At 45.0% G+C, this 20,023-nt stretch carries 16 protein-coding genes and 1 pseudogene; 11 read left to right on the top strand and 6 right to left on the bottom strand.

The features are described from left to right. Nucleotides 1-497: 497 nt before the first annotated feature. Entirely contained in the window at nt 498-2,108 is a 1,611-nt protein-coding gene (locus IG82_RS06655; RefSeq protein ID WP_172642888.1) for an F-box protein, read from the bottom strand. A gap of 1,608 nt (nt 2,109-3,716) precedes the next feature. Here IG82_RS06655 and IG82_RS0104060 point away from each other — a divergent pair. Both IG82_RS0104060 and IG82_RS0104055 read left to right on the top strand, forming a co-directional pair. After that, nucleotides 3,717-4,778, top strand: coding sequence for a hypothetical protein (locus tag IG82_RS0104060; protein ID WP_156095368.1), 1,062 nt, complete (start codon nt 3,717-3,719; stop codon nt 4,776-4,778). A 323-nt stretch (nt 4,779-5,101) separates the two neighbouring features. After that, nucleotides 5,102-5,773 (top strand): hypothetical protein, encoded by a 672-nt coding sequence (locus IG82_RS0104055; RefSeq protein ID WP_172642887.1) that lies wholly within the window; start codon nt 5,102-5,104, stop codon nt 5,771-5,773. A 303-nt stretch (nt 5,774-6,076) separates the two neighbouring features. Here IG82_RS0104055 and IG82_RS0104040 read toward each other — a convergent pair whose 3' ends face one another. Continuing rightward, entirely contained in the window at nt 6,077-8,041 is a 1,965-nt protein-coding gene (locus IG82_RS0104040) for an alkyl/aryl-sulfatase (RefSeq protein ID WP_031934305.1), read from the bottom strand. Between the two features lie 312 nt (nt 8,042-8,353). On the opposite strand from IG82_RS0104040, the gene IG82_RS0104025 reads away from it, so the two are divergent. Further along, nucleotides 8,354-9,127 (top strand): SDR family NAD(P)-dependent oxidoreductase, encoded by a 774-nt coding sequence (locus tag IG82_RS0104025; RefSeq protein ID WP_052545691.1) that lies wholly within the window; start codon nt 8,354-8,356, stop codon nt 9,125-9,127. Here IG82_RS0104025 and IG82_RS0104020 read toward each other — a convergent pair. Continuing rightward, a complete protein-coding gene (locus IG82_RS0104020; protein ID WP_156095366.1) occupies nt 9,124-10,293 on the bottom strand; it encodes an MFS transporter in 1,170 nt (389 codons plus the stop codon). The two genes, IG82_RS0104025 and IG82_RS0104020, sit on opposite strands and share 4 nt — an antisense overlap. 82 nt (nt 10,294-10,375) lie before the next feature. On the opposite strand from IG82_RS0104020, the gene IG82_RS0104015 reads away from it, so the two are divergent. Then, complete coding sequence (locus IG82_RS0104015; protein WP_031934302.1) at nt 10,376-11,143, top strand: SDR family NAD(P)-dependent oxidoreductase; 768 nt, start codon at nt 10,376-10,378, stop codon at nt 11,141-11,143. A gap of 15 nt (nt 11,144-11,158) precedes the next feature. Here IG82_RS0104015 and IG82_RS0104010 read toward each other — a convergent pair whose 3' ends face one another. Continuing rightward, nucleotides 11,159-12,274, bottom strand: a complete 1,116-nt coding sequence (locus IG82_RS0104010; protein ID WP_135957835.1) for a hypothetical protein — start codon at nt 12,272-12,274, stop codon at nt 11,159-11,161. Between the two features lie 173 nt (nt 12,275-12,447). Here IG82_RS0104010 and IG82_RS0104005 point away from each other — a divergent pair, with 173 nt between their 5' ends. The 5 genes from IG82_RS0104005 to IG82_RS06955 are packed head-to-tail and all read left to right on the top strand — an operon-like array spanning nt 12,448 to nt 17,024. Continuing rightward, nucleotides 12,448-13,524: an inositol-3-phosphate synthase gene (locus IG82_RS0104005; RefSeq protein WP_082192059.1), complete on the top strand. Its 1,077-nt coding sequence runs from the start codon at nt 12,448-12,450 to the stop codon at nt 13,522-13,524. After that, complete coding sequence (locus IG82_RS0104000; RefSeq protein WP_216476142.1) at nt 13,484-14,752, top strand: methionine adenosyltransferase; 1,269 nt, start codon at nt 13,484-13,486, stop codon at nt 14,750-14,752. Before IG82_RS0104005 ends, IG82_RS0104000 begins: the two co-directional genes overlap by 41 nt. Further along, on the top strand, nt 14,746-15,372 hold the full coding sequence (locus IG82_RS0103995; protein ID WP_156095365.1) for an NUDIX domain-containing protein: 627 nt from the start codon (nt 14,746-14,748) through the stop codon (nt 15,370-15,372). The genes IG82_RS0104000 and IG82_RS0103995 overlap by 7 nt, the downstream gene beginning before the upstream one ends. Before the next feature lie 48 nt (nt 15,373-15,420). Then, nucleotides 15,421-16,428 carry a hypothetical protein gene (locus IG82_RS0103990; protein WP_031934297.1) on the top strand — a complete coding sequence of 336 codons (1,008 nt, stop codon included), beginning with the start codon at nt 15,421-15,423 and terminating at the stop codon, nt 16,426-16,428. Beyond that, nucleotides 16,416-17,024, top strand: coding sequence for a histidine phosphatase family protein (locus tag IG82_RS06955; protein ID WP_052545688.1), 609 nt, complete (start codon nt 16,416-16,418; stop codon nt 17,022-17,024). The genes IG82_RS0103990 and IG82_RS06955 overlap by 13 nt, the downstream gene beginning before the upstream one ends. Here IG82_RS06955 and IG82_RS0103980 read toward each other — a convergent pair. Further along, nucleotides 17,011-18,060, bottom strand: coding sequence for a phosphotransferase enzyme family protein (locus IG82_RS0103980; protein WP_168338467.1), 1,050 nt, complete (start codon nt 18,058-18,060; stop codon nt 17,011-17,013). The two genes, IG82_RS06955 and IG82_RS0103980, sit on opposite strands and share 14 nt — an antisense overlap. Before the next feature lie 182 nt (nt 18,061-18,242). Between IG82_RS0103980 and IG82_RS07175 the strand changes: the two genes are divergently transcribed. Continuing rightward, nucleotides 18,243-18,389 carry a hypothetical protein gene (locus tag IG82_RS07175; protein ID WP_156095364.1) on the top strand — a complete coding sequence of 49 codons (147 nt, stop codon included), beginning with the start codon at nt 18,243-18,245 and terminating at the stop codon, nt 18,387-18,389. Here IG82_RS07175 and IG82_RS07405 read toward each other — a convergent pair. Then, nucleotides 18,368-18,460 (bottom strand): annotated as a pseudogene (locus IG82_RS07405) (transposase); the annotation flags it as partial. The gene IG82_RS07175 and the pseudogene IG82_RS07405 sit on opposite strands and share 22 nt — an antisense overlap. 451 nt (nt 18,461-18,911) lie before the next feature. Between IG82_RS07405 and IG82_RS0103965 the strand changes: the two are divergent. Further along, on the top strand, nt 18,912-19,478 hold the full coding sequence (locus tag IG82_RS0103965) for an EF-hand domain-containing protein (RefSeq protein ID WP_172642886.1): 567 nt from the start codon (nt 18,912-18,914) through the stop codon (nt 19,476-19,478). The last annotated feature ends 545 nt before the right edge of the window (nt 19,479-20,023 follow it).

Here is a 20,023-nt window from a genome sequence, read left to right as displayed (position 1 = left end):
GTGGAATCGTGGCACGACATCTGAGAAGCATAACACATGGGAAGACTTGAGGTCCAAACTCCTTGTGAAACAGATCGATACCGTGAGCTATATCCATGACCTTGTGGTGCGCAAGGGGTATGAAAATATCGGTATAGGCGGATCTTGAATGCAAGCTGTTTTAGAAGAAGCACAGGCGGAAGATGTTGCTAAAACATCGCTGGCGTGTGAAGAATCCCTGTCCTCTTTTTATGCAGCGTGAGGATTGAAATCGAAAGCTACGTTTATGGTGAAATACCGAGACAACACGCCTTCTTATTTTGACACAGATGATTTGACTCAAAAAGGAGACTGGCTTTTTGGACAGAATCTAGTGTCAGATTTTATTACGCCGGTGTGTTCACAGGTGTCGATCCCTAATCCGGCACCATGCTGAACCTGGGTTTCCGGAACATCCTCAAACTCTCAAAACAAATTGGGGAATATATGGGGAGAAAAAATGAACATTTCGTGGCAACTTACGTGCAGGGCCCAGCCTCGGGGTTACCTTTCATGTCTCCATCAAGATGTGTGCTGGCAAGGTGAATGGACGCTTGTTCCGCCGCCTCACGCTCTGCGCGATGTTGCTGCGTGAGCCTGAAATAGCGACGGATGTTCTCATCCACGATGCCAGAGATGGCAGCGATATATTGGTTGCAGTTGAGCTCCCCATAATCAGCACAAAACAGGCCGGTGACCTTGGCAAACGGTGTTTCTGATGCGCCTGCTTTGATGAGCAGGGTGAGATCTGAGACGCTACAAAAGATGGACCCTATATTCAAGATAGGAATATGGCGCACTTCAATCTCGACAGTGAGCGGTTCTTCCCTTCTTAAGATTCCATGGGGACTCAAGAAGCCACAGGTCAGGTGCATGGGGTTATTTCCTAAGATGGTCCTGGTGACGGATTGATAGGTATCTTTGGATTTCCAAGAGAACAGTGCGGGGGAATACACGAAGGCATCGCGCGCCACTTCATCAACGCAATCGCGCATATACGTGCATGTTTGTCGGAGCTGCACAAGGCTCCCAAGATCTAAGTAGGATATGATGTACCCTTGAATCAACCCGGGCGGCAGATCACACAGTGTGCGTTTTTGTGTATTGTGGGTATTCGCTTGGCAAGGGCCCTGGATTTCAGGTGCACCCTTCGCCTGACCATCGCTTGGGAAAAAAGTAAAACGAAAAGGTTTTTGATGCCCTTGGGGAATCAAGAAGGGATGATCATCGAGGATATCGTCCCAAAAGCCGAGCCGTAAAAGATAAGGTTGGCTTCTCTCTACCTCAATCGTTTGCTCATTGTTTCCGGCGTGGAAAAGTGTTGTGGGACAACGCCTTCCTCTTCTTGGCAGAGGACGGATGTTTTGGTACGTGAGCACGTAGGTTGTTTTCGTAAATTGCATGTATGATGCATAAGGGAGACTCCATATGACGCCTGCATTTTCGAATATGTAGTCTTCAACATCAGGTAATTTGAGAGCTTGCCAATCTACACCAGGTGAGACCTGGTAGGCGAAGCATTCACCCACACCCTTGAGAGAGGCATTTGGCAGAAAATAGGGGGACTGAAGGGACAGAGATATGTAAAAATCGGCCTCATTTTCGCCACCTGGGCCATGCTGATCCATTGTAAAATTGCGGATGGCATCATAAAAGGTGCTCCATTTCTGTGCGGCCATGGCCTCTTTGAGAAGAGGTTCTTTGTCTACATCGAGCGTAACCAAATTTGGAGAGACAGAGGGAAGACCCATGTGAATGATCGTGCCATCAAAAGAATAGAAGGGGGCGCACTCCTCTTTGGGGGGGGCTTCCTCTTCTGCAGAGCTTAATCTTTTTTTGCGCAGCCCCCAAGTGATGCGTAGACCGGCGGCACACGCTTTGATCTGCTTCATCTCAGACCAGTCCTTAGGGGCGCGGCGACGTTTTGCCATGAGAATAGCACGCCATGGCGAGGTATCATCCTGAGACGCCGTGGTTATTGCGGATGACAGGCCAGACGCATCGTCATGAGGCCCATCGCCTGGCACAGCCGCCATAGAGACTGTGTGACTCGCAAGGAAAAGAGAGACGGTAGAAAGAAATTGCTTCATTTTTTGCATCTCAAAAACAAAACAATATATTTTTTTGTCAATAAAGAACATTGTTTACAATGCAGAGTGTTTGAGCCCCCTCAATGAAAAGGGTGCACTATTAAAGCCCTACCACACCGCCCTTTTCTGATGATAAACACATTCCTAAGTTCACTCTCTTCTGACGCTGCTGCTATCCTTTTTTGTGTGCTCAACAAACGGCTCAAAAACCTGACGTGTAAAAAAATGATAAACTAGACCAAGGGCGGCCTTGTTTGTATTTTGAAACTTTTCACAAGAAAGACCTTTTGCCTCCAAATGAGACCTAAACGCACTTTTGTCAGAAGGCCAGAGAAAAGAAGAACCTTCAGCCAAAACCTCCTCTGAAAACTCAGGTTTGACCCTTTGAGAGATGTTCTGGCTCAGGGCAATTTCTTCAGCAGAAGGGTCTGAAAAAAAAACTTTCACAAGCACAAAAATCTTCCAGCTGAATCTGTGCAAGTTTGTTGTTATCCTCAAACCATTTGGACATCTCATAAAGAAGATCTGGTATAGCCGCAACGCACGTTTTGGTTGTCTTCATGTACTCGATAAAATGATAGAAACCCAAAAATTCCTGCCCCCCCGGGTCGCTTGAAAAGGCCTTGTTTATAGCCTGACAATGGCCCTGATTCTCAGCAGATCCCTTACCAGAACAGTCTTGCAAAAGTTTTGTATAGAAGGCGCCGGATGACAGTGTGGGATTCCCTTTTGGAAACACCTCTTTGCCCATTGATTCTAATGCGCTTATTTCGTTATCCAAAAACGCACACATCTTTTTCATCGGTTCTTCCAGCGTCTCTATGAACGCGGGCAACATCTTTGCCGTTTGGGGATATGTGGTTGCATCTTCTTCAGAAAGAGTGAAGACAGCGTGAGCACTTATGTTCCACAAAACAGCCGCACATAGAACGATATATGTTAATAGACGCGTCATCAAAAAAGCCTCCACAGACAATAAATTGACCGAGTTGATGTGACACTATCAGATGATTATGTCAACAATATTGCTTTTTTGACAAAAAACATAAAATATACATACTCAAGGACGATTCTGAGTACTCACACGCTCATTTGCCTACAAAGCATAGGGGCATTGATCCCAACGCCTTATGGGGGTTGGTAAAATTTTTGACAAAATTGTCTTGACTTTGTCAGTTTTTCGATATAGGCATGGCAGGCTTGACGTTGGAACGGCAGCTTTTGTCTGGGGGGTATATGCTTGGCCGATTGTGTGCATGCCAGGCGTTTGCGTGTCGATTGGCACATCTGATGGGATATCACCTGCATTGCGCTTTGAATGCATGACGGGTAGCAGCTTATATGGCATCCTTTTTGGCATTTTTTGCAGGACCTTGTTCTATCTCCCATGGGATGGCTGGGCGAGGTCTGAATATAGAGACGTTTACGTCTGCAAGTGGTAAAATGACATCTGTGCGTGGACATGTTGCGTCTATGCGTAAGAGCGCGCTGCCTATGTGGTTGCGCGATGGTATCGCAGGGTCTTTGGAACCCGCCACACAAAATATATTGGTGGAGCGCGTAGGTGCAGGGCTATTTTTGTGGTGAGATACAGACGTACAAGTGCCTTTGCAGGCCTTGCCTCTTCAGTCATCCAGACTGTCATGCACGCCCTCTTCCCCCTTTTCTCACGTTCGTTCGTTTCACACACATACGCGTGTCAACAAAGAACGTGATGATGAGATCATCACAATCATTAATCCATGTATTGATTGGTCTTTTAAACGAAGTATTGGCTCTATTCCTGAGGCATATCGCGTATTTGCCAATGCATTTTTGGGCTTTGAAGGTGATGATGCCTTGGAGGAATTCGAGTTTATCAACACAGAAATGTTAAGCATATCACCTGTAGGTAAGAATTTTATGGTGGATGTGGTGGCGCGTGATAAGAAGGATCGATTTTGTTTGATCGAGATGCAGAATGAATTTTTTGACTATTATCCTGACCATATTCGCATGCAACATGCCCGGTTTGAAAGCAATTTGGACATGCCCTTTGTGCTGGAACAACTACCTGACGGCAATTTAAACAAGACACTTCTGAAGAAAAACCTTAGCAAAGGCTTTGAAAACAAAGTGCGGGATGTTCATTCCATTGTTGTGAGCAATCAGTTGATGGACGCTGAGCATTTTCCTGACATTATTAACACGTTTGAACTACGCCACAAATCACACCCAGAAGTGGGATTTAAGGCCAGTTATCCATCGACACTCACGGTGGTCACGCTTGCTAACTTTGATAAACCGGCTGAGGCTTTAGAGACTGATCTTGATCGTTGTTTGTTCTTTTTAAAGGATGGTCGTTTGAAAACCTCTGTGAAACACAGATTCCCACGTTATCGTGATGTACCGTTTATAGAAGAAGTCTATGGCACGCCTAGCGGCCCCCTTTATCAGACCTATAACACGTTACGACCTCAAAACATCACGAAGGCTGATCTCAGAGAGTTCGGCATTCAAATGGAAGAGATGGATGTCTACTTAAGGGCGCGGTATGCCCGCTGGCTCCAAAAAGGGCATGAGGCAGGCCTTCGAGAAGCCGCAGCGCGCCTTATAGAAGACGGCATGTCTGAAGAAGAGGCTGCCCGTGTGTTACGCATATCTCGCAAAGAGTGCGAAGATTCCCAATAGCAAACGCAAACCCATGTCTGCATAATGTTTCCTGGACAATCTTAAAGAAACTCGAGATCTATGTTTAGGCAAAGAATACTTTGTAAAATTGACTTTTTGTTCACTATTTATATCTATTGTAGGCAAAAACGCCAAAAGTTAAGCCCAACAGGACAGTATAAAAGAAGTCAAGGAGGAAGCAGATGGATCAGAACATGCATAAAAAGGAGGCTCCCTCTTTCTTTTTCTTCCTACAATTTTTAACCCTATTTTTCTTGTTTTGCGCGTGCTATAGCTTGGTTTCACTCCTGCACTTTGCCATCGAGGATACATTTCACTTGCCTATGAAGCCCTTCTTATTGGGTGACTTTAAAGCTGAGTATGCAGATTATTTGTCCTTGGGTCTCGTGTTTGCGGCTTGCTTTTTGGTGGCAGATTTTTACCAAAGATGGCGCCTGAAAGAGCGGATGGATCTTTTTCGTAACACTGTGCGCTATACGTGGCTTGCGCTTTTTTTTGGCATGAACGTTGCTATTTTTTGCGTGGATCTGATCGCCATCTTCCATGCTTTTTTAAGTGGAAAAACGCATGAGGCCAGCCTTCTCCTCACAAGCACAACCTTTTTTTTGCTCTTCATCAGTTTTGCGTATGTTTATATTCAAACACGGGCCCCCCTCTTTTTGATGTCTCGCGGCTATAGCTTTTGTGTCGTGACGGTTACAGCGATTGGCGTGGTTGCCGGCATTACTGTCACCATGATTCATGCGCACCCTTCCCTGATGATGCAAGCCCGTAAAGAAATCAAATCCCTTACCTTGGTTGATCAAAAGATTCCTCATGAAATTGAAAAATATTACGATGACCACAAAGCGCTTACACAAAAATTGAGCGATTTGGGTTTTTGGGGTGAACTTGATCAGGATCGTTACGCACCCATAACGTACAAGGTCTTGTCTGTAGATACATTTTCTCTTTGTGTCTCTTTTCAAACGGAACCTCACCAAGTGAGGCGCTAGGCTATCGTACAACAGATGAAAATAAGAAAAAGAAGGGATGTAAAACCTTCACCGTTCTCGTTGATCAAAAAAAGAAACATCACATGGTGAAAGGAGCACCCCTTCATTCCACCTAAAAGTATATAAGGGGCCTTGAGCACATGATTGTTGAAGAAGCCCCCATCCATAAAACACACAACGTTCCTTTGAGAATCACACAAAGCGCGGATAAGCGCTTTGTTTCGGTGCGGAAATATTTGCGTCACGATGATGCAACCGTGTTTTGAAAGATCGTTTTCCCTCTATGGCGCACATTGTGAACACCTAGAATGTTGAAAGCTTCTTACCAGGGGTCACAATGTTAAACCAGAAGTCAAAATGATCGAGCAGCGAAATGAAGTGTGCAAATTGATCACGATCTCCTTCTATGTGAACGCGATCTTCTTGGACAGCTTTTTGCACAGTGAGTTGCCCAAGATTGATGTCATCAAGAACTTTTCGATCAAGTATCACCGTGGCATCTGCATGCTTGACCTGCTTTCCAATAGAGTAGTTGAGAACGCCATTTTCAATGTACAAAACAAATACGTCGCCTGTGTCTGGTGTCATTACATTAAACGTCATGTTAAGACCCGCTGCTTTGGGGTGGTTGAGGCGTACAGCCAAATAATCTAAATAAGCTTCGAGCGTGAGATTGCGCACCATGTCTGGCGACGCAGTGTTGGTGGCGGCAACAGCTTTGACCCCTTCCCGCAATTCTTTGGCACCACTTAGATAGAAATTCCGCCATGGACCGCTTTCTGCCTGATATCCCATTTGTTCGTATGTATCGGCAAGCAGTTCTTTTGCCGCCTTGTTTTGAGGATCCGCAAACACCACATGGTTGAGGGCCGTTGCAACCCAGCGGTATTCACCCTTATCAAAATCACGCCTCGCTTTGCGAATCACAGCATCTGCGCCGCCCATGTACTCAACAAATTTCTTACCAGCCTCGACGGGGGGAAGAGGATGGAGCTCTGCAGGGTTTCCTGAGAAGAAACCGTAATAAAGTTGATATTGCGCCTTAGCGTTGTGATTCACAGAGCCATAATAACCGCGGTTTGCAAAAGATTTGGCAAGGCTTTCAGGAAGCTTAACGGCTTCGGCAATTTCAATCATGGTGCCACCATGGTTGGCCAAACGCAGTACTTCATCATGAATATAACGGTAGGTGTCGCGTTGCCCTTTCCAAAAGGAAAGGATTTCTTGATTGCCCCATGTGGGCCAATGGTGAGAACCAAAGGAAATTTCTACATCTTGACCATAATCTTCAATGATTTTGTGAATATATTTTGACCACTTTAAACCATTGCGAATTTGCGCACCACGCAATGAATAGAGGTTATGCAGTGTATGATTGATTTCCTCCGCTTGGCACATGGCTTTTTTGGCGGGTATGTAAAACATCATTTCTGATGGCGCTTCTGCAGCAGGCGTATAGAAAAAGAGCATTTTTATACCGTCCACAATCAATTCAGTTGGCGTGTCTTTGACTGTTTCATTGGGCTCTAAAATAGTCAGTGTTCCGGTTGAAAGTGTTTGGCCTAGACCTGCTCCAACGTTTCCTTGTGGCGACTTGTCAAGAAGGTTGCCGTACATATAGGATGCACGGCGGCTCATGTGATTGCCTGCCATCAAATTTTCATTCACAGATTCAATAAAAAAATCTTTTGGCGCAATGAGTTTAACCTTACCCAATTTAACGTCTTTGGGATCCACCAACCCCTTGATGCCACCAAAATGATCAGCATGAGAGTGCGTGATAATAACGGCAGAAATCGGGAGATTAGCCACATGCTTTCTTAACAAATTAAATCCCGCCATGGCTGTTTCAGTAGATAGAAGCGTATCCACAACGATCCAACCTGTTTTACCGCGTATAAATGTCATGTTTGCAATATCAAAAGAGCGAATCTGATAGATGCCGTTACCCACCTCAAAAAGCCCATCTTTGGCAAGCAGGTTACTTTGTCTCCATAGGCTCGGATTGACCGTGTCAGGAGCCTTGCCTTGAATAAAATCAAAAGCCTTCATGCTGTACACCACATGGCCTGCACTGTCTTTAATGTCCCTTTCTGGAAGCGTGGCTATGAAGCCCCTCGTGACATTGTTCATGTCTTTTTTATCCTGGAGAGGCAAATCGTGACGCACCGCCTGATTCTTCTTTTTCGTGATTTCAGTAGCCGGTTTGGACAGGGCATAAAAAGGAAGACATATGCACAAAACGCTCAACGCGATGATTTTTTTCATTTTCTTCTCAGCACACGACATATGGTTAACAGAGGTTGAGCTGAGTTTTTTTCACACCGCTCAATGAATAAAGTCTAAAGGAGAAGGGTGAAAGCTTCTTAAATAAAGGGTTTTTAAACGTACAGCGCGCTCAATCTGGCAGGCAAAAAAGACGTGCATTTTTCCATGAAAGATCCCCCCTTTCCTTTGTGGCGCCATGTCTTGGATGAGCCTATGCGTATAGATGGCTTATCTTTTTATTTCTATCATGGATAAAATAGATCCATAAGATTGTATAAAAAAGAGAAAGAACATTAACAAAGGAATCATGACATGACAGACTCATCGCGCGTTGCGTTAGTAACCGGCGGCACTGGAGGTATTGGTCAAGAGATTTGTAAGCAACTTGCCCACAAGGGCTATCACGTCCTTTGTGCAGGACGTAACTCTCTTCACCTCGCCCCCCTTACCAACACCTTTGCCAAAGAAGGCGCTCGCGTACGTGCCGTTTCTTTGGATGTAACCTCAGAAAAAAGTATCCAAAACCTTGTTGATGAAACGATGACTTCTTATGGTCGCTTAGATGTACTCATCAACAACGCAGGTGTTTACTTAGATGGACCTCAGGAAGGAGCATATCCCGACTTCCTTAACATGGATCCATCCCTTTTAACCCAAACGCTAGACGTCAATTTATATGGCCCCCTGAGGCTTATGAAAATGTTTCTGCCTATGATGAAGCAGCACAATTTTGGTCGGATTGTTAATGTCTCGAGTGGCATGGGACGTTTCGCCGAGATGGACCGACGGGCCATTTTTTACCGTCTTTCCAAAGTTGCCCTTAACGCATTAACCTTGATGGTTGCAGATAGCTGCCAGGCACCAAATATTCTGATCAACGCCGTTTGCCCTGGATGGGTGCGAACAAAAATGGGTGGTAAAAACGCCGTACGCTCTCCAGAAGAAGGTGCTGCTGGCATTGTGTGGGCCGCGACACTCCCAGATGGTGGTCCAACCGGAGGCTTTTTCAGAGATGCTCAAGCCTTAGACTGGTGTCAGCTTTCACCGACCATCGACACATGGGCTTTTGACGGTCCCTTTTATTAATGTGAAAGACGCCGTCTCATGCGTAAACAAAAAAAAGATAGATTGATCACAGACACCCCGGCCATCAGCCCCCCCAGAAAGAGGGGGATCCCCTTTGAGGAAACGAGGGTACCTAAGAGAGAGCCCCCTATGGGCATGCCGGTCACAATAAAATTATAAAGAGAGGCGGCTTTGGCTCTATCTTTCTGAAAATGATAAAGAGCTTTTGTTTGGCCCACAGGAATGAGAAAAGCCTTCCCGAAAGCAAAAAGACATTGCATGGCCACGATGCCTTCGATGGTATAGGATGAACAATAGGCAGCGATCGTCAACATCCCCGCACTGATACATGCCCCCCAACCGATGAAGAGAAGGAAGATGTCTTTGGTGCGGTGGGATAGCCATCTAAGTAAAAAAGATCCACATGTATAGCCTAGGGAGGTCAGTCCGATATAAAACCCCACCATCACAGGAGAACACCCGATAGAGAAAAAATAAAAGGGTGCGAGTGTGAAAAAAGCAATGGTACAAAGGTGAGACGTGGCCACTGTGTGTGAAAAAAATAAAAAGGAGCGGTCGGTGATCACTTTTTTCATGCTTGCAAATGTGAAAGGAACAACAGCTTCAGGCGTCTCCACAGGATAGAACCGAATGACACTTAATAAGAGCATGCTCAAAAAACCCATGCAGTAAAAATTTATAGACCAATGCCAATGACTGCTTATCAAGCCACCCACAATAGGTGCCAACGCATAGGCACCCGATTGAGCGAGGGCAATATAGGAAAGAGCTTTGATTGTCGCTTGAGGGCTCATGGTGGCTCGGAGCGTTGCGTATCCTAAAGACACGGCTGTTTGGATCATACCCCCTTGTAAAAACCGACATAAAAGCAACATATGACCAGAAAAAATGACCCCCCCCATCCACGAGACAAGCGAGAATATCCCTATTGATAGGCTAATCATGCGTTTCAAGCCCCATCGATCAGAAACATGGCTCAACAACAAAGGCACGATGGTTTGGGCTAAGATGAAGGCCGTTATCGAGTATTGTCCCATGGCATCTGACAGGGCAAACTCTTGCGTAATGGTGGTCAAGGCAGGTAAATAAAGGGCCGTTGCTAATACCGATTGCACGCATATACAACCACTTAACAGCGTTGTGCGTATATGTGACGAAACAAACATGGGCAACTTTTTCTCTTTTTTTACCAAAAATACGATGATAAAAACCAATACAGAATATTTTTTAATAAAAAAGGTTGTTTTTATGTTTTCTGATCAAACGGTTATTGTAACAGGAGGGGCGAATGGGATTGGGCTTGCAACAGTGAAAGCTTTTTTGGAAAAAAATGCACGTGTTGTGATGGCTGATATAGTGCAAGAAGCAGGTCAACGCGCACAAAAAGAGCTTGCACGCGAAAAGGACAACTGCCTTTTTATCCCCACAGATACAGGGTGTGAGTCGAGCGTTCAACAAATGGTCCAGCAGGCCATGCAAACCTTCGGTCCTATATCCGTGTTGGTGAATGGCGCAGCATGCTTCATTATGAAAGGCGTGGAGGCCACCCCCCAAGATTGGGAGCAGGTGTGCCGCGTGGGGATTGCCGGTTATGCCTTGTGCGCGAAACATGTTGTCCCCTCCATGAAAGAAATCGGCGGGGGCGCCATCGTTAATATTTGCTCCATATCAGCTCTGATTGCGCAACCCCATTTTGTGACCTACTCAGCAACTAAGGGCGCTGTTTTAAGTATGACACGTTGTATGGCACTGGATCTTGCTAAGGATAATATTCGTGTGAATGCTGTAAGCCCGGGCACCATTTGGACTGAATCTAATGAGCGGTTCCATCGTGAGACCTTGAAGATGAATCGTGCCCAAGCTGATCATGATCCCGACATCGGGGGAAAGCACATGCTGAAACGCACGGGCGATCCCCATGAAGTGGCAGAAGCTATCCTCTTTCTGGCATCAAATAAAGCACGTTTTATCACCGGAGATAATGTGTGTGTTGATGGTGGATATACGGCTCAATAACGTCGCAGCACCTTTTTATCCAACACCCACCACCAAAGAGGCGAGGTCTTTATCCAACTGCCAACCAGCTTGTTGTGCATTTGAAAAGACCTCCGTGCCAGGAGAAACGGGATAGCCGCTAAACATATCCCACAAGAAAAGATCCTCATCCTCCGTGAAAGAAAGGGACGTTGACATACGGAATCCTCTTGACACTTTCTTGATCTTTTCTTTCACACAAAGAATGAAGTCATCATCAATCTTATCTACATCGATCACTGCTCCATCTTTGAGTAACGTATGAACAGCGTGATAGCGTTGGTATGCATCTGGATCTGACGCGCTCACATCTTGAACACCTGCATCGAGAAAAGTTTTCACCTCATCTTTCTGCTCAACACCTTCTGCGTTTTTATACCTGACACAACAATCTCCTGCTAACACACCCTCTTTAGCAAGGTACTGAATAGCTTGATGCAAGTGCTTTATTGTTGGCGCGTAATGTCCACTTTTGTTATCAATAGAAACTATTTTGCCCGCCTGTATGCGGATATACCCCGCACATGTGACAGGTTGATCCAAAAGAAAGGCAGAGTGAGTGTTAAGGATATTATCAGGAGACGGTTTATCTTTAAGGCTTTCTGGCACAAGGATCAGTCCTTTCTTTGCCGTCATCACATACATGCTTGCCTTAAGAGTAGTCCTTGAAGAAGAACCCTCTAATGCCTTCGCAGGGTAGGCATGAACCGCCGCCCCATTATAACGTATCTCTTGATCCTCTATGTGACAAAGCCCCTCCTTGGCCACAGTTGAAGCTCGCTTTTCAATATCTTTGTAAATCTTAGCTTGTGGTTTGTCTGCGTTTTCAAGCCAAGGAATATACCCTGGGGTAGAGACACCCTCACCCAACATATCATCTGAAGTTGGACTTGAATAGCCAGAGTCACAAGAACAAAGTCCCTCTTCGTCATCATCAAAGGAAAAGTACGTGCCATGGTTAGACTGGAGTGTTTTAAGATACTCCGGCAAAGGTGAGCACACCTCTAAATAGTCATTCATACCGCTTAACCAGCTCATTTGGTGCACCGCAAGATCATGAATATCCACATCTTCTGTTGCAAAACCTGAGTCTAATGCAAAAACAAACATCAAGAAAAAACCAAAACCTTTTACCATCAAAACACTCACAAAAAAATTACAAACAACAATACCGATATAAAATATCTAAAAATGCATTATAAAGTATTTTTCTTTTTAAGTGATTGCTTTTTAATGAAAATAAAGTCACTATCTAGTCATTATTAGTTAAATTTGGTTATAGATTGATGTCAATTAGATTAGCTGTTTTAGGCATTGGAAATTGTTGCTCAAGTCTTCTTCAGGTCGTAGAAAATGCCCGCACGCGTGGAGATCTTTTGGGTATTTCCCATGAAATGATCGGCCCGTATAAAGCGCAGGATATTTCTTTCGTTGCTGCTTTTGATGTGGATGAACGCAAGGTTGGTCAAGACTTAGGAACGGCGATTTTTGCAGAGCCCAATTGCACAACACGCTATGTCGATGTGCCCCCCCAGCATGTCACTGTTCACGCAGGACCTCTTTTAGATGGTGTGAGTGACCATATGCGAGATGTGGTGCATATGAGCCCCGCAACCCAGGATGTGGATTTTGATCAGGTTGTTCATGTATTGAAAAGCGCCAAAGCAGAGGTGGTCGTTTGCTATCTTCCTGTGGGAGCTCAAAAGGCTGCTGCTTTTTATGCGGAAGCCGCGCTACGTGCAGGGTGCGCATTTGTAAATTGTATGCCTGCCCGCATTGGAACATGCCCCGCATTTCAAAAACGCTTTGAAGAAGCTGGCTTACCTTTGTTGGGTGATGATATGAAAAGCCAGATTGGCTCAACAGCCATTCATCGTGCGTTGATTGACCTTTTGCAGCGCAAAGGCGTTCAGATTGATCGCTCCTATCAATTGAACATCGGGGGCAATACAGATTTCAAAAACATGCGCAATCCCGATCGCGCCAAGGGAAAAAAGTTTACAAAAGAGAATGCACTGAGACACCTCTTGGAAAATGACGTTGCGCTTGGCGTGGGACCAAGTGATCATATTCCCTTCTTAAACGATTTTAAGATTGGCCACATTTATATGGAAGGAGAAGGCCTCTTGGGCATGCCTTTTTCTTTAGAGTGTAAGCTCAAGGTGGAAGATAGCCCTAACTCTGCTGATGTTGGGTTGAATGCCATCAGAGCCGCAAAGTATGCCTTGGATCAGCAACGCGGAGGCATCATTCAAGAAGCTTGTGCGTACCTGTTTAAAAATCCTCCCGTCCTTATGAATGAAGAGGATACGTTTCGATCCTTTGATCTTTTTGCCACACACCCACAACAACAAGCTGCTTAAGGGAAATAAATATATGTATGCACTCACCATAGAAACACGTCCTGAACAAAAACTTCCCTTTGAAATTGTCGAACGTAAGGGCATTGGGCACCCCGACACCCTTTGTGATGCTATTGCTGAACAAGCTTCTCGAGATTATGCTGCCTATTGCTTAGAACAATTTGGTAAAATAGCCCATCATTGGTTTGATAAAGTGATGCTTTTGGGTGGTCAGTCAGACATTGATTTTGGAAAAGGAATCTTAATGCATCCCTACACCGTTTTATTTGCGGGAAAGGGTGCACACAGGGTCGGCAAGCAAGAAATTCCGTTAGAAGACATTTTGCATACAGCGGCAGCGAAGGTTCTCTCCTCTGTGCTGAGAGGTTTTGATCCAAGCAAACATCTACGCACAGAAGTGCGCATTGTAGATTACGTCGACCCCGGCCGGACAAGTGGCCGTTACCGCCCAGCATCAGAGGATGACCTCATCTCTTTAGATGCCGAAGGCCGTGTTTCTAATGACTGTAATGTATGTGTAGGGTATGCGCCGTTAAGTTTGTTAGAAAACATTGTGTTGAAAACAGAATGGGAAATGACACGCGGTGCCTTTAAAAAGCTCTTTCCCGATACAGGGTATGACATCAAAATTGTAGGCACCCATCGATTAGACACCATCCATCTCCAGGTGAATTTACCCTTTATTGCCGAGCTGATTCCAAATTATTCAACCTATGTAAAACGTGTTGAAGCTGCTGAGGTTGCTATTAAAAATTTTGTCAAAGAGCGCTTTCAGATTTCGGTCAACGTAGAAGTCAATACAACCAAAAGCCCCACAGAAAGACGGCTTTATCTAACGGTCACAGGTTCGGTTGCGGACACAGGTGATGTAGGCGTTGTGGGTCGTGGAAATCGAGCCAATGGTTTGATTACCCCCTGTTGCCCCATGAGCATTGAAGCATCTTGTGGAAAAAATCCTGTGGATCATACAGGCAAGCTATATGGCATTTTGGCTATTCAATTGGCGCAAGATATTCATGCCGCAACAGGTCTTTCAAATACGGTTATTTTGAGTACGCGCAAAGGTAAGCCCATTCAAGATGCAGACCAGGTATGCATTCTCATCCAAGATTGGGCACGCCATCAAAAACAGTATGAAGCCGCCGTCAAAAGTATGATTCAAAGAGGCCTTCAAAACATTGGTGATCTCACGGAAAAAATAATTATTAAGGGGGTCACACAGTGGTAGAAAAAGCGATACAGTGTCTCTTTTCGGTACTTGGTCTTATGGAGATATGTGTGGCAGATGATGTGCTGCCTGAGTGTCGAGCTGCGCGCGCCGTTTTTTATTGTCCAAAAGATGAATCTATTCTCATGATGCATAACCCTGAAGTGGATTTGTATTTCACAATAGGAGGAACCGTTCAGGATAGAGAGCAAGATAGCGAAACCTTGATTCGGGAAGTCAAGGAGGAAACAGGGCATCACCTCTCCGAGACGCCAGAAAGGCCTGTTTGGTATTATGAGAAAGTTGTTCAACGAAAAAAAGATGGGAGCGCTTATTGGTGCCTGAATAAAAATTTTTTTTATTATATTCAGGAAAAGAAGCCATTCACAGTAGGAACACAAGGCTTTGATATGCAAGAAAAAAAAGATAGGTGCACAGTCCAATGGATGTCATTTGAGGAGCTTTCCAAAATCGACGCCGCAAAGATTTCGCCCCCGGAGTTTGTAGAACGTTTGCGTAAAATAACCCGTCAGCCTTTGCCGACTGAGCCATGCCTCATTCCTGCGCATTACACAGAGCGTGAAAAAGAGCAGATCCAAAGTGCAGGTATTATATTGCCACCTTCGCAAGGCACCCCATAAGTTCAAAAAAGCACGCGTGCCCTTTGGTTTTCAGCCATCTATGAACTTATGATTCAGCGTTTTTTAAAACTTATTCACCATGTGCATGCCTTTCCAAAACGTTTGGTGGCAACATCTGTTAAACCGTATGAGGGCCTCAGTGATAAGGCGCACCAGTTTGTCACCTTTCTCAAGCCAGACCTTTTGCACACCTCGGGTTCTCTTTGTGAAATTCTTGAGGCAATCCATGAGCATTATCGGGATTGGGATATACACATTCAGGCAGCGCGCGTTTTTTCGGGAGCGTTTCTTCAACAAAGAGGCTTGATTGAACGCAATTATGAAACGTTGGACAACGTCTCTCGTGAAGGGCTGTGCGCCTGTTCGGAGAAAGTAAAAAACGCCATAGCGCAACAATTTACACAAGATATAGATCATGTGCTTGGCGGACATCAACTGCTTGAACACTTCTCAGATCTGACGCCTTCCCTCTTAAGGAAGATGACAGATCACCACACCACTCACAAACTGGGCTCCGGAGTCTATGGGTTTCAAACACTTTTTGAAGACAAACCCCTTCTTTGTTTAAACGCTTTTTATCCTTTTTTACTTTCTTCTCTCACCCCCTTAGGCGGCACACTCATTGCTTTTCTTTGTTCATCGAATCACCCATGGGATACCTTACGCAACCATTTCGTCGGAGGTATTGACCCCAAACAGGCTACCCTGGGATCTTTACGGCGCAAGCTTTTTGAGTATAGAAAACCCCTTAGTTTGTTGGAGGTGAATGTCGCACACAACATGATCCACATTTCTCCCGGGCCACTGGAAGCCCTGCGTCATATCAATATCTTCTTTGATGCTATCAAAACGAGCCAAACTTCTTTCGGGCATTGCCTTGCCAAGAAAGGGTTCTCAGCCAAAGACATCACCTTTCTTCTGACGAACCCCTGTTTGCGCAAAAACCACGATCAGGAAACGTCTGCTCTTTTCGAGCACACAGAAAATCAGAATGCCACAGATGTGCTAAGCCTCTTAGAAACGCTCAAGCAAGAGGGGAACCTATGTTGCCCCTGACGCCTTTTTATCTTATGCGCCATCCCGAAACAGAGGCCAATACGCAACAATTAGCATGCGGTTTTTTAGATAGCCCCCTCACAGCCAAAGGTATGACACAAGCCCATGATGTTGCCAAGATTCTACCCCAGAACATCAAGATGATCTATCATAGCGCCTTAACACGCACACTTCACACAGCGCACATGCTCGCATCTGCACAAAACTGTCACACCATCGAGCGTCCCGCATTAAACGAGTTTCATTTTGGTGCTTGGGAAGGGCAAAAGTGGGATCGCGTGAAAGCTGCGCTTGATAAAAATCAAGTGCCTCCGGGAGGAGAATCTAACCAGCAATTCATTCAAAGAACCTATGCGGCCCTTCACTCTATTCTTACAAAACATACCCATGATACCGAGCCTTTGATCGTGGCACACGGAGGCACATTTCACGCACTCGGCATGATTTATCAGCACATGGGTTGCCCCATCCACAATGCGGCCCTTTATGCGTTCACCCCCGCACCGGAAAAACCCGGCATGCCTTGGTCAGTACGTGCATGCTCAGCCAAAGGGGAAAAGCCTGTCACGCTTTATACCCCCCTCAAATCTTTGTAAAGGAATCACACACTTCATTCACAATAGCTGTCGCCCGACCCACATGATCAACCAGAGACGTAAGGTTTGAAAAATCTGTGTAAACCCCCTTGATGAGATACAAGGCGGCAAGCTGTATTGCCACAGTCTCAACCACCTCTTTTACATAAGGCCTGATCTCTTCACGCTTTACAAAAGAAGTGCTCACATAATTTTCTAAGAACAGCTGCGCATGCCTTTTGGCTTGCTGCTCTGCATCAGAATCCTCTGCCAAGAAAGGCGCAGATGGGTTGAAGGTAAAGCAATGCATGTGCAGCAGAGCGGTGCCAACATCGTGTATAGGATTATCCAGACAACAATCATCAAAATCAATCACGCCCACCACGTTTTTTTGCGCATCAAACAACACATTTGTGGGGTTATAATCTCCATGAATGGCTATGCGTATGTCGTTATATCCATTTTTTAGGGCGGTGCTCTCTAAGGTATCCAGGCGCTCCTTCCATGTGGCTAACAAAGGCGCTAACGTTTTTTGGTTGCAAGACCAGACTGTTTGGTCTATGCGGTCAGGCACAATGGTCACCATAAGGCGCGCAAGGTCAAAAAGGCTTTGTTTTTTGAGGCCCTTTTCAAACTCGTCTTGCGCCGACTTCCCCGCCATGTGTAAAAAAGTATGAAAACGCCCGAGCACATGCGCCATCTGTTTTGTTTTTTCCTCGCACGCAGACCATGGATCTCCTTGAATAAAGGTTTCCACAAGATAACGGTTGCCGCGGACTTTCACACCTTGAGATAACACAAGCTCAGGGATGGGGATCCCCCCTTGACGCACATGTGTCCGTAGACGGGCAATCGCTGCGAGCCCTTTTTCATCCGAACAGTAGGGAGGTGTTTCTTTGAGGATATACGCCTGGCCCTCCCACGCATATTTGTAAATAAAGGTGTCTTTTTCTGCAAAGCGATTTTTCTTCACAACCGCCAAGTCAGAAGATCTGTGCGTCAAAACCTCTTGGATATGTGTGGAAAGAGAGGATTCAACATCTGTGTCACGCACCACAGGGTGCCCTTTCACTACAGGAATATCATCAAACAAACACATACATAAAACAAAACATAGTCTCACAAACAAAATACGGTACCTTTTCTCCCCTGGTTGTTTTGCGTAAGAATAAGCCTTTTTATCGTCAAAAAAACAACTTATAAATCGATAAATAAACCCAGATGATAAGGCGCTAGGGTGTGGCTTTCTTTTCTTTAGCGTCCCCTTTTTTCTTGCTCAAGACGCCGCTTATGATCCTGAAAGAGCTGGCGCAGCTGCTGCAAAATCATGGTATCCAGGAAAAGCCATTCTCACTTCAGCGCTTGAACCGTTTATACACCGTGTGACAGTTCCCAAAACAGGGGGAAAGATCTTGCCACGAAATCCCTGTGCGCATCACGTAAAGTACCCCGCCAAAAAGGGGGTAAATGGCACCTTTAGACGGGCACCCCTCTTCTTGAACTTTTCAATCACAAGGACAATGTGGCTGTTAAAAACGTGTGTGATAAGGGGTACAAAAGCTGATCCATCTTAAAAACCTCCAAAATACAAGATAGTTAAGAAATTATCATAGATAGGTGGCTTTGTTAACATTGGCACATCTACACATTTTCTGTAAAAAAAGAAATATTGCCTCATTGAAAATTAAATTTGACAAATTATATTTATTAAATTTTATTTTTAGGAGTGTTTTTGTCTTTTAAATTTCAAAAAACCAAGGAGTCAAAAATGAAAAAACAAACACTATTAGCTCTGTCTTTTCTCATGAGCTTAGCCAGTGCACAGCAAAACGGATTATGTGTACCTCCCCCCCCCCACCTCCAGGACCAGCCCCTGCACCTGAGACCTTGATGCATCTAACAGCGCCTATGACATTCGTCAATGTAGGTATACGCTCTCTTCGTTATTTTTTGGAAGCAGATAAAGATGGTAATGGTACCTTGGATACAAATGAAATTGGGACTGCCTTTGACAAGGTGCGTCAAGACATGAGTCTGCCCAATAAATTCTCGCCGGAAGAGTTGATCACAAAATTTGATGTCAATGGTGATGGGTTAGTCACTCAGAAAGAGTTTTCTTCTAAAGCGGTAGAGATTGCTGAAGAGCTGAGGCTATCAATAGCTCCCGAAATTAGGGAAGAAATTGAACATTTAAGCTCCCTGACTGATTTTATTATCGATGAAGGCGTGTATCAGGCCTATTACAGAGAGGATAAAGATAAATCAGATAGTTTAGATGCAAAGGAATTGCCCAGTGCCGTGAGTATGATGTTTAAGAACCTTAATTTGGATGAGAATGCGTGCAAAAGCCTCATCACATTGCCTGAATATGATGTGAATGAAAAAGGTAAGGTTCCCTTCCTTGACTTTTTTTCGAGGTCGCACGATTACTTTACAAGGTATACTGCAACACGGCTAAAGGATATTATCTCGTAAGCTAATACAAAAGAGCGTAGCAATATTTGTGCTATCCCTTCTATTGTTGGCAATTTTGGCCTAACAAATCTGAAATGGGGGGTGGTTCGTTTTCGAAGCACCCCTTCAAAATGCCTTTCGATAACCTGCCTTTTGCGGTAGTTTTCTGTTTCATAAAAAACTTCTAGAGTTAGCATGAAGTCTTGCTGAGGTCTAAATATATCGAGGAGATTCTGCCGCACAAGGCCCACCGCCTGAAGGGCGTGCAGGTAATGATTGTGCAGAGGAGGTTTCGCCAGATGATGCCCTTCTGGCACCTGCCGGTGTGATGGAAGCTTCTCCCTCCATCCCATCAGGTTTTGAAGCGCCGCAAAAAGAGGCCCAACCTCCTAAAACGATCAGTACCATCCCTATCTTTTTCATTACACACACCCCTCTCAAAATGAACATAAAAATTATTGACATACCGGCAAAAAAAATCAAGAGGTTGAACCATGCCTGAAGACAGCAGCACTGAGATAAGATCGTACAAGCCCTTAAGGTCTGTCCTGACCTCATTGGATACA

It is taken from the genome of Candidatus Hepatobacter penaei (genome assembly GCF_000742475.1).
Classification (GTDB): Bacteria; Pseudomonadota; Alphaproteobacteria; order Holosporales; family Hepatobacteraceae; genus Hepatobacter; species Hepatobacter penaei.
Note: the sequence above shows the minus strand (reverse complement) of the source record. Positions and strands in the feature narration are given on the sequence as shown.